We start from the raw sequence: 12562 nt of genomic DNA on the forward strand, positions 1-12562 counted from the left end.
GGCATTGATGTCAGTAGTGCCAGAAGGTGTTGTTCCTGTAGCAGCATCTTGATCAGAACCCGTATGGGTAATAGTTACCGTAAAGTCATTGGCTGTACAACCATCGGAGATGTTATAAGTACGTTCCAAAGACCATGCGCAAGCATCGCCCGTAAGGATTTGACTAACAAAAGAAGCGGTTGCCGTTCCGCAATCTTCGGAGTAAGCTGTCTCAATAGCAGTTATATCATTGGCATTAACAATTGCTCCGATTTCAGTTTCATCGGCACAGGCATTGATGCCTGTAGTTCCAGAAGGTGTTGTACCCATTGCTGGATCTTGGTCGGACCCGGAATGCGTAATGGTAACGGTAAAGTCATTAGTCAAACAACCATCTGAAATCGTAAAAGTACGTTCTAACGACCATGAACAAGCATCGCCCGTAAGGGTTTGATCAACAAAAGCAGCCGTTACCGTACCACAATCATCGGTGTAAGCCGTTTGTAATGCGGCAATATCGCTGGCTTTAGTTACAATAATGTCAATTTCAAACTCGTTAGCACAAGCATTGATGCCTGTGGTTCCGGAAGGGGTTGTTCCTGTAGCGGCATCTTGGTCAGATCCAGTATGTATTATTGTTACCGTAAAGTCATTGGCTGGACAACCATCCGAGATGTTATAAGTACGTTCCAAAGACCATGCGCAAGCATCGCCCGTAAGGGTTTGACCAACAAAAGAAGCCGTTACAGTACCACAATTGTCTGAATAAGCCGTTTCCAAGGCTGTAATATCAGAAGCGACGGTTATTATACTATCAATTTCAGTTTCGTTAGCGCACGCATTAATTCCAGTGGTTCCTGAAGGTGTTGTACCTGTGGGTGCCGTCGTGTCTACCACGTTAATAATTTGCTCAAAATTGGCTATAGTTACTCCACATTCATCAGTGAAATTCCAAGTATTAGTATATGAACCAGAGTTAGCACAACCGGCGTCAGGAACAAATGCTCCAGAAGTTTTAATCGGTGTTAAAGCACATTTATCAGCAACAGGAGCAAGAGCCTGCGCAGCAGTTAACCCAGTTGTATCATCACATTCTACGGATCTATCTAGAGACCCATCAGGGGTTTGCCAAGAAATAGTAGGTTGAATAACATTTATAATAGTTGGTGTATTACTTCCTATACCACAAGCATCTATACTAGACGAGCTATTAGTAGTTTGTGTTTCTGGATTTATTACGCCATTATAAGTAGCTGTAAATTCTAATTCAGAGCTTAAATCACAATCATCTTCTAAAAAATAACATTCATCTTTAATTTGTAAATCAAATGCTACATTAAAGGGCGTACTTCCAACCGTGACTAAACTATCATCAACAAAAAATTCTAGAAGATTTGTTGCTGTGTTGTATTGATAAGTTACATCAGTAGGTAATGATGCATGTGATGTAGGAGTCGCAGCAGGAGGTAATGTCGAAATTATTTGAGGCGGAAGTGTTGAAAATATTGTAACATTTTGAGCATCATCATTACCTTTGTTCTCAACATCAAAACTTCCAACAATTGTGGTACCTGGTGCTTGCGGTGTACTAGTTGCACTAGTTGTTACTTGAATAGGACCAAGATTAGGCTCAAAAACATCTACAGAAAGTCCTAGCAAAAACACACCATAGGTTTCTAGGGTAGAAGTAAGTCTAAAAGTAGCCGATGTTTGATCATTATCAATAAGAGAATTACTAGGATTGTCTAACTGAAAAATTGCCGCATCAAAACCTAATGTGTTAATACTGGCCGGTGTTCTATCTAAAAAATCAGTGTTATCTATAGATATTCTACTATTAAAAAAATTATTTGTTCCTCTTATTGGAGCAGTAGGGGCTGTAGTTAAATCAACATAAGTATTAGGAGCTGTTACGATTTGTAATTTATCACCACCATAACCTCTATCGCCTTCAAGTGCACCAACTAGAATTTTAGCACTTACATTTTGCGGAGCAGGCACTGTTTTAAAACCACTAATTGTAACCTCATAATCTTTCTGTCCAGCTATATTTCGTACGTGGGCATAACCATCATAAATACTTATATTTTTTAATGGTAATAAAGGGCTTTCATAAACAAAAACTATTTGCCAACCACCAGAAACACCAGTAGGTGTAGTAAAACCAGGTTCTTGTAAATTACCTATTTTTCCTTCAACATTTGCGACTTGGTAGTCTCCATAAGCAGTACCTCCATTATCGACATAATCTGTTACTAATGTTGTAATATCTTTAACACATATATAAGGGTCGTTACTAAAATGATCGTCTGGTGTCCCATCACCGTTATCATCTCTTCCTCTATAAATAACTTCGTCAGCATCATAATCAGTATAATCTGTCTGGCCAGGTAACATAAGTTTTATGTTATCAAAATCCCATAATGGTTGGTTTTCAGATGAAGGGTCTCCATTAACAGGTTCAAAATCAGAAGCAGCCCAATATAAAATAACTTTCTTGATTGTTAAACAAGGATTGGTTGGAGCTGGGTTTATAAATTCAGCACTACTTGAGTTAAATGTATTAGCACCTATACCTGAATTACCATCAATATCCACATATACAAGATTAAAACTGTCGTTATTATCACTGCCATTATAAGGAGCTGTAACATCTATTGAAACCATGTTGTTTGCTATCATGGCGAAATCACCATTTACAGCTTCATTAAAGCGAGGGTCGAAATCATTTTTTAATTGTGCTTGCGCAAATGCACTCATTAAAAGTACCAATATCAAAATTATTTGATGGTATTTTATAGATTTGGTAAACGTTTTCATAAGCCTTTGATTAACTAATTAATATTTTCGTTTCTATTTAAACTTATATTTTAATGTCCTTTATTATTAGAGTTTCGAACAAATGTTTCTATGGTAACAGATTTGGTAATGCTAGATTTCCCATTTATGGATTTGGCAGGAGATAATTTTGAAGCATATAACTTTGTGCAATGCTTCGAATCCAATTCCATATTGTTTGCCTGTTTTGTTTTTAAATAAATTTTTGCAGACTCATTTGGACCTAAAGATATTGGCTCAATAATCTGTTGTTTATTATTTAAACTGTTTAAGTATATTTCTGTAATGAGTCCTGAGTGTTTTTTGCCACTAGATTTACTCAGGGTATTATCATCATTTTTTGAACACTGATTATTTTTAGCTGAAATAGTATAAGTTGAAGATACTTGCGACTTATTTTTAAGCTCAATAACATGAATGTGTTCTTTTTCGAAATTAGGCTTCTCAGAATACTTCACTACAACCAAAGAGAAACTATTATTTACATGCTTTTTTTGAGCACATACACTTATAGTCATACAACAAGTAATGATTACAGTAATAAATTTATAAATCGATTTGGTTTTCATGGTAGAAATAATATTTTATATAAATAAATATATTTGATTGATGTTGAATATAAAGTTCATCAAAATTCAGACAGTATTATCTAATTGTTGATTAAAACGGTAAAAGCGTTTTTGAGAGAATAAACAGTGAGGGAAAACATTGGAGTCCAATGCTACAGTTACAGGAATAATTAGATTTGGGGTCATAATTTTAAATTTTGTAGGTAACACAAAAAAACAGATATGATTTTTGATAGTCAAAAATACATGGTAAATCACTTAAAAATTCGATTAAGAGCTAATAATAATCGTTTAATCGATATAACGTCCCATTTCAGCGATTTGAATTTTTTCATAACTCATTAATTTTATGGTGTTTAGGTTTTTTACATATCTTTTTAAGATAGATACTAATCTTAATTATACAAATGAAAGAAATTTTATTAACATATTGGCGTTTTATCGATAAAAAACGCTTTTTATCTATTATTTTTATTAAAATTGCTAATTTGAAACCAAAAAAACCGTTAAGATTATTTCTTAACGGTTTAAATTCGTTAATCCATTTTTATAATTATAAATTGGGTTCGTCTGTTTAATTGATGTTCCTCAGGTGTGCATTTTACACCATTAACACATTTATTTAATAACTGGTTCTCACCATAGCCTGTAGAGCTTTCTATTCGGCTGTTACCTATACCTCTAGAGGTAATATATTCTTCTGAGGATTTAGCTCGTCTATCAGATAGTTTCATATTATATCTATCGCTTCCTCTACTATCTGTATGCGATTCAATTTTAATTATCATACCAGGATGAGTCCTTAGTACATCAATAACTTTTTCTAACTCATATTCTGCGTCTGTTCTAATGTTCCATTTATCAAAATCAAAGAAAATGGGATTGATAACTATTTGGTTGCCCTTTATTAGTGGTTCTAAAAATAAATCAGCATTTGTTGTAGCATCATTTTTATCATCTAAAATTAGATCCTTCTTTTCATCTTTATAATCTGGTTTAGTGCCTAAAACCACATACGATTTGTTACAATCTGCATCAAATGTATAAGTTCCATCGCTATTTGTAGTTATTTCGTTAATGACTTTTCCCGTTTCATTAATAAGCTTAATTATGGCGTTATCAAGAATTTCCTTAGTATCACTATCTCTAACTATACCTGTAATTTTTTGAGAACATTCGTATGATGTAAAACTGTAAATATCATCGCTTCCCTGTCCTCCAGGTCTATTAGAAGAAAAATACCCTCTTTTATTTTCATCATCAGAATCTGTATAAAAAGCAAAATCATCATACCCACTATTATAGGGAGCTCCTAAATTTTCAGGTTCAGCAGCTTCATCTTTAATGATATTAGATTTGAAAATATCTAAAAGTCCTAAGTTTAAATGTCCATCTGAAGAAAAATAGAAAATACTGTCTTTGCTAACAAAAGGAAACATTTCTCGACCTGGTGTATTAATTTTTCCGCCTAAGTTTTTAGGTTTACTATATTTATTATTGTCAAGAATATCTACTTCATAAATATCTGTTTGCCCAAAACCACCATCTCTATCAGAAACAAAGTATAATTTTTTATTATCAGAACTCAGAGCAGGATGACCTGTTGAGTAAACTTCGTCATTAAAAGGTAACTCTTTTATATCTGACCAACTATTTTCAATAAAAGTAGCCTTATATATTTTTAAATTTGTGGTTCCTTTCTTGTCATAATCGAGCTTGTTTTTCCTCGTAACATTATCTCGGGTAAAATACATGGTTTTTCCATCGTTGGAAATAGCTACAGATGCTTCATGGTAATCAGTATTAATTTTTGAAGCCTTTATGAAATCTGGGGTTCCAAATTCTAACTCGCCATCTTTTTCTTTAACAGAAACTTGAAATAAATCTAAAAAGGGTTCTTTGTTCCAAGCGTAAACTTTAGCTTCGCCTGTTCCTTTTGATGAAGCAAAAAACAATTGATTATTATGAATATATGATCCAAAATCGGATAGGCTAGAATTAATAGGTAAATTAACTATTTTAATAACCGTTTTATCATCATTGGTCAGTAACTCATTATATTTTTCAAAGTGACTAACATCATAGTTTTTTGATTTACTTTCGTCGTTATAAATATCATTGAATTTCTTCATCCATTTATCAGCTTCGGTATAATTGCCTAAACTTTTTAATGTTTGAATATATTTAAAGACATACTCTGCAGATATCTTATCATATTTATTTACTGCTTTTGCGTACCATATTACAGCTTTTTCTGAATTAGAATTGTTATAATAGCAATCGCCTAAACGTGTTAAAACATGCTCGCTATCTTCACCCTTTTCTATGGCCTTCTCATATAATTCGCTGGCTTTTACATATGCATAATTATCAAAAAACTTATCTGCAAGTTTTTTTTGAGCAAACATTGAGCTAGTAGAAAAAGCTAATATTAGTATTAAAAATTTTATTTTCATAATAATTTATTTTAGAAGAATCTAGGTGACTTAATACGTTTACTTTTAAATATTTCGTACATAAGCAAAACTTCGTGAGTTCCACTCGTGTAAGCTCTTAATTCTGATATAGGATACTCATAAGCATAACCAAGGCGTAACTGTTTAGAAACCTGAAAATCGGCAATGGCACCAAAAGCGGCTGCGGATTCGTTGATTCTATAAGACCCTCCAAGCCAAAATGTATCATTAAATAAAAAGTTAGCTGTAATATCAAAAGATAAAGGAGCTCCATTAGTCCCTTTGAGCAATACAGCTGGTTTAAACTTGGTACTTGCGCTTAAATCGAATACATAACCCCCAGTAAAATAGTAGCTAACACGCTCTAATGCTACATAATCAATAGTGCCATTTCCACCTTTATTATAATCTGTATTTAATATTCTTGGAGCAGAAAGACCTAAATACCATCTGTTGGAATGTAAAAAAGCACCAAACCCTAAATTGGGACTCCATCTATTGGAAACATCATCAAAAAATTGATCATTAATAACTGTTGGGTCATCCAAAAGTGTTTGATCGATATGGTATTGGGTAAAACCCGCTTTCATACCAAATGCTAATTTAGTTTTTTTACCTATTGGAAGCGTATATGAAAAATCTCCATATAAGTATGAGAAATTTTCATATCCAAGTTCATCATTAATAAATGACAGACCTATACCGACTCTATCATTTCTTAGAGGCGCATGTATAGATAGTGTCTGTGTATTTGGTCCACCTTCTAGGCCGACCCATTGGCTTCTGTGTAAACCTACAACACTTAATGTTTCTCTACTACCAGCATAAGCAGGATTTATTGAGATTGTATTATACATATACTGTGTGAACTGGGGGAGTTGCTGTGCAGCTCCAATCCAGCAATTTGCCAGTATAAAAACAATGATATTTAGTTTTAATGACTTCATAGTATATTTTGGTTTATTTAGTCCCTATATAAAATGCTTTCGCAAAAGGTTCTAATCCACTATTTTTTAAATTAATAATATAGAAATAGGTTCCACTAGGGACTTTATCTGATTGTCCAACAGATGAATTATGAGCAAATCCATTCCAATTATTTTGATAACTAGAATTGTCATAAATTTTTGCACCCCAACGATTGAATATTTTTAACTCTACTACGAAACCACAAGTTTCAACACCTGTAATCGTAAAGAACTCGTTATGTGCATCGCCATTAGGGGTAACAACTTTTGAAATAATAACATCTTCTCTACCACAAGGTAAAACAATACATTCATCATGAATTTCTAATGTTACTTCTGTTGTATCTAAGCAACCGTTATTTGCTATAGTATAGCTAAATTTATAGTTACCTAATTCAACATTTTCAGGGTCAAATATATTTTGGTCTAAGGACGTATTGCCTTCAGTAACAGTCCAATTCCCACCAGTTTGATTATTTTCTAAATAGTTATCTAAATCAATTGTACCGTCATCAGAACAAGCTCTATCACTTACTGTACTAATAAAATCATTTAAAGTTACTGTAATTGTTTGGGTAAAAGTTTGTCCATTATCACACTCATCTGTAACAGTCCAAGTTCTTATTATCTCATAATCTGTTGGATTGTTACCATCAAAAGTATTTGTTTCTTCAAATACAACACTAATATTTGCTGAACAATTATCAGTAAATTCTATAGTTGGTACATCAGGTATATCTTCACAATTAACAGCTATAGAAGCTTCAATAGTAGTTGTTGGATCTGGAGCTTTTGTGTCTTGCACAGTAATTGTTTGAATATGGGTTGTTGTTAATCCGCTTTGATCTGTAGCGACCCACTTACGTTCTAAAGCGTAATTAGATATACATGAACCATCGGTTCTTGTTTCAGTAAAAACTACATCTACAGTACCACATGGATCTGTTGCTGTTAATGTTTCTGCAACAGGAACATTATCACATTCAAAAATTCCATCTATAGGTAGAGTTTCGACAAATGTAGGGTCAATATTATCGGTCACTGTTATTTTTTGTGTACAGGTTGCTGTGTTCCCGGAACCATCGGTCACGGTCCAGGTCACGGTGGTGTCGCCCAGCGCAAAAGGCTCAGCGGCATCATTTGTTACAGAGGCCACGCTACAGTTATCCGCTGTTGTCGGTGTGCCCAGTGCCACGCCAGAAGCGGTACATAGACCGGCATCCACGTTCACTGCCACATCTGCAGGACAGGTGATGGTCGGTTTGATAGTATCGGTCACTGTTATTGTTTGCGTACAGGTTGCTGTGTTCCCGGAACCATCGGTCACGGTCCAAGTTACGGTGGTATCACCCAGAGCGAATGGCTCAGAAGCATCGTTGGTAACCGTAGCTACCGAACAGTTATCTGCTGTTGTCGGTGTGCCCAGTGCCACGCCGGAAGCGGTACATAGACCGGCATCCACGTTCACTGCCACATCTGCAGGACAGGTGATGGTCGGTTTGATAGTATCGGTCACCGTTATTGTTTGCGTACAGGTTGCTGTGTTCCCGGAACCATCGGTCACGGTCCAGGTCACGGTGGTATCTCCAAGCGCAAAAGGCTCAGAGGCATCATTTGTCACAGAGGCCACGCTACAGTTATCAGCTGTTGTCGGTGTGCCCAGTGCCACGCCAGAAGCGGTACATAGACCGGCATCCACGTCCACTGCAACATCTGCAGGACAGGTAATGGTCGGTTTGATGTTATCGGTCACTGTTATTTTTTGTGTACAGGTTGCTGTGTTCCCGGAACCATCGGTCACGGTCCAAGTTACGGTGGTATCTCCAAGCGCAAAAGGCTCAGCGGCATCGTTTGTCACAGAGGCCACGCTACAGTTATCCGCTGTGGTCGGTGTGCCCAGTGCCACGCCAGAAGCGGTACATAGACCGGCATCAACATTGACTGCAACATCTGCAGGACAGGTAATGGTCGGTTTGATAGTATCGGTCACCGTTATTTTTTGCGTACAGGTTGCTGTGTTCCCAGAACCATCGGTCACGGTCCAGGTCACGGTCGTATCTCCTAGCGCAAAAGGCTCAGCGGCATCATTTGTTACAGAGGCCACGCTACAGTTATCGGCTGTTGTCGGTGTTCCCAGTGCCACGCCAGAAGCGGTACATAGACCGGCATCAACATTGACTGCAACATCTGCAGGACAGGTAATGGTCGGTTTGATAGTATCGGTCACTGTTATTGTTTGCGTACAGGTTGCTGTGTTCCCGGAACCATCGGTCACGGTCCAAGTTACGGTGGTATCACCCAGAGCGAATGGCTCAGCGGCATCATTTGTCACAGAGGCCACGCTACAGTTATCGGCTGTTGTCGGTGTGCCCAGTGCCACGCCGGAAGCGGTACATAGACCGGCATCCACGTTCACGGCAACATCTGCAGGACAGGTAATGGTCGGTTTGATGTTATCGGTCACTGTTATTTTTTGTGTACAGGTTGCTGTGTTCCCGGAACCATCGGTCACGGTCCAAGTTACGGTGGTATCTCCAAGCGCAAAAGGCTCAGCGGCATCGTTTGTCACAGAGGCCACGCTACAGTTATCCGCTGTGGTCGGTGTTCCTAGGGCTACAGCCGTAGCGACACAAGTTCCAGCATCCACGTTCACTGCAACATCTGCAGGACAGGTAATGGTCGGGTCAATGTTATCGGTCACTGTTATTGTTTGTGTACAGGTTGCTGTGTTCCCGGAACCATCGGTCACGGTCCAGGTCACGGTGGTATCTCCCAGCGCAAAAAGCTCAGCGGCATCATTTGTTACAGAGGCCACGCTACAGTTATCGGCTGTTGTCGGTGTTCCCAGTGCCACGCCAGAAGCGGTACATAGACCGGCATCCACGTCCACTGCAACATCCGCAGGACAGGTAATGGTCGGGTCAATGTTATCGGTCACTGTTATTGTTTGCGTACAGGTTTCTGTGTTCCCGGAACCATCGGTCACGGTCCAGGTCACGGTGGTATCTCCCAGCGCAAAAGGCTCAGCGGCATCGTTTGTCACAGAGGCCACGCTACAGTTATCTGCTGTTGTCGGTGTGCCCAGTGCCACGCCAGAAGCGGTACATAGACCGGCATCCACGTCCACTGCAACATCTGTAGGACAGGTAATGGTCGGGTCAATGTTATCGGTCACTGTTATTGTTTGTGTACAGGTTTCTGTGTTCCCAGAGCCATCGGTCACGGTCCAAGTTACGGTCGTATCACCTAGAGCGAATGGCTCAGAAGCATCGTTGGTAACCGTAGCTACCGAACAGTTATCCGCTGTGGTCGGTGTGCCCAGTGCCACGCCAGAAGCGGTACATAGACCAGCATCCACGTTCACTGCAACATCTGCAGGACAGGTAATGGTCGGGTCAATGTTATCGGTCACTGTTATTGTTTGTGTACAGGTTGCTGTGTTCCCAGAACCATCGGTCACGGTCCAGGTCACGGTGGTGTCTCCTAGAGCGAATGGCTCAGAGGCATCGTTGGTAACCGTAGCTACCGAACAGTTATCCGCTGTGGTCGGTGTGCCCAGTGCCACGCCGGAAGCGGTACATAGACCGGCATCCACGTTCACTGCAACATCTGCAGGACAGGTAATGGTCGGGTCAATGTTATCGGTCACTGTTATTGTTTGTGTACAGGTTTCTGTGTTCCCAGAGCCATCGGTCACGGTCCAAGTTACGGTCGTATCACCTAGAGCGAATGGCTCAGCGGCATCGTTTGTCACAGAGGCCACGCTACAGTTATCAGCTGTGGTCGGTGTGCCCAGTGCGACGCCAGAAGCGGTACATAGACCGGCATCCACGTCCACTGCAACATCCGCAGGACAGGTAATGGTCGGTTTGATAGGATCGGTCACCGTTATTGTTTGCGTACAGGTTGCTGTGTTCCCGGAACCATCGGTCACGGTCCAGGTCACGGTCGTATCTCCTAGCGCGAATGGCTCAGCGGCATCGTTTGTCACAGAGGCCACGCTACAGTTATCAGCTGTGGTCGGTGTGCCTAGGGCTACAGCCGTAGCGACACAAGTTCCAGCATCCACGTTCACGGCCACATCTGCAGGACAGGTAATGGTCGGGTCAATGTTATCGGTCACTGTTATTTTTTGCGTACAGGTTTCTGTGTTCCCGGAATCATCGGTCACGGTCCAAGTTACGGTGGTATCACCTAGCGCAAAAGGCTCAGCGGCATCATTTGTCACAGAGGCCACGCTACAGTTATCCGCTGTGGTCGGTGTGCCTAGGGCTACAGCCGTAGCGACACAAGTTCCAGCATCCACGTTCACGGCCACATCTGCAGGACAGGTAATGGTCGGGTCAATGTTATCGGTCACCGTTATTGTTTGCGTACAGGTTGCTGTGTTCCCAGAGCCATCGGTCACGGTCCAAGTTACGGTGGTGTCTCCCAGCGCAAAAGGCTCAGAGGCATCGTTTGTGACAGAGGCCACGCTACAGTTATCCGCTGTTGTCGGTGTGCCCAGTGCCACGCCAGAAGCGGTACATAGACCGGCATCCACGTTCACGGCCACATCTGCAGGACAGGTAATGGTCGGGTCAATGTTATCGGTCACTGTTATTGTTTGTGTACAGGTTTCTGTGTTCCCGGAACCATCGGTCACGGTCCAAGTTACGGTCGTATTACCTAGAGCGAATGGCTCAGAGGCATCGTTTGTCACAGAGGCCACGCTACAGTTATCGACTGTTGCCGGTGTGCCCAGTGCCACGCCGGAAGCGGTACATAGACCAGCATCCACGTTCACGGCCACATCTGCAGGACAGGTAATGGTCGGGTCAATGTTATCGGTCACTGTTATTGTTTGTGTACAGGTTTCTGTGTTCCCAGAGCCATCGGTCACGGTCCAAGTTACGGTCGTATCACCTAGCGCAAAAGGCTCAGAGGCATCGTTGGTAACCGTAGCTACCGAACAGTTATCAGCTGTTGCCGGTGTGCCCAGTGCCACGCCGGAAGCGGTACATAGACCGGCATCCACGTTCACGGCCACATCTGCAGGACAGGTAATGGTCGGGTCAATGTTATCGGTCACCGTTACAATCTGCGTACAGGTTGCTGTGTTCCCGGAACCATCGGTCACGGTCCAAGTTACGGTCGTATCACCTAGCGCAAAAGGCTCAGAGGCATCGTTGGTAACGGTAGCTACCGAACAGTTATCCGCTGTGGTCGGTGTGCCCAGTGCAACACCTGAAGCGGTACATAGACCGGCATCCACGTTCACGGCCACATCTGCAGGACAGGTGATGGTCGGTTTGATAGTATCGGTCACTGTTATTGTTTGCGTACAGGTTGCTGTGTTCCCGGAACCATCGGTCACGGTCCAGGTCACGGTGGTATCACCCAGAGCGAATGGCTCAGAGGCATCATTTGTCACAGAGGCCACGCTACAGTTATCGACTGTTGCCGGTGTGCCCAGTGCCACGCCGGAAGCGGTACATAGACCAGCATCCACGTTCACTGCCACATCTGCAGGACAGGTAATGGTCGGGTCAATGTTATCGGTCACTGTTATTGTTTGTGTACAGGTTTCTGTGTTCCCAGAGCCATCGGTCACGGTCCAAGTTACGGTCGTATCACCTAGCGCAAAAGGCTCAGAGGCATCGTTGGTAACGGTAGCTACCGAACAGTTATCAGCTGTTGCCGGTGTGCCCAGTGCCACGCCGGAAGCGGTACATAGACCGGCATCCACGTTCACGGCCACATCTGCAGGACA

4 protein-coding genes and 1 pseudogene are annotated in these 12562 nt (G+C 41.2%); all 5 read right to left on the minus strand.

Annotation, left to right across the window (positions count from 1 at the left end):
• Positions 1–2799 (minus strand): annotated as a pseudogene (locus ABD935_RS07475) (hypothetical protein); the annotation flags it as partial.
• 50 nt (positions 2800–2849) lie between these two features.
• Positions 2850–3386 carry a hypothetical protein gene (locus ABD935_RS07480; protein WP_345191154.1) on the minus strand — a complete coding sequence of 179 codons (537 nt, stop codon included), beginning with the start codon at positions 3384–3386 and terminating at the stop codon, positions 2850–2852.
• 536 nt (positions 3387–3922) lie between these two features.
• Positions 3923–5842, minus strand: coding sequence for an OmpA family protein (locus ABD935_RS07485; protein ID WP_345191155.1), 1920 nt, complete (start codon positions 5840–5842; stop codon positions 3923–3925).
• A gap of 11 nt (positions 5843–5853) precedes the next feature.
• The gene (locus ABD935_RS07490) at positions 5854–6789 is read right to left on the minus strand and encodes a PorP/SprF family type IX secretion system membrane protein (protein ID WP_345191156.1); all 936 of its coding nucleotides are present in this window, start codon (positions 6787–6789) and stop codon (positions 5854–5856) included.
• Between the two features lie 13 nt (positions 6790–6802).
• Entirely contained in the window at positions 6803–12550 is a 5748-nt protein-coding gene (locus ABD935_RS07495) for an HYR domain-containing protein (protein ID WP_345191157.1), read from the minus strand.
• Positions 12551–12562: the final 12 nt, after the last annotated feature.

The organism is Algibacter agarivorans (assembly GCF_039543245.1).
Classification (GTDB): domain Bacteria; phylum Bacteroidota; class Bacteroidia; order Flavobacteriales; family Flavobacteriaceae; genus Algibacter_G; species Algibacter_G agarivorans.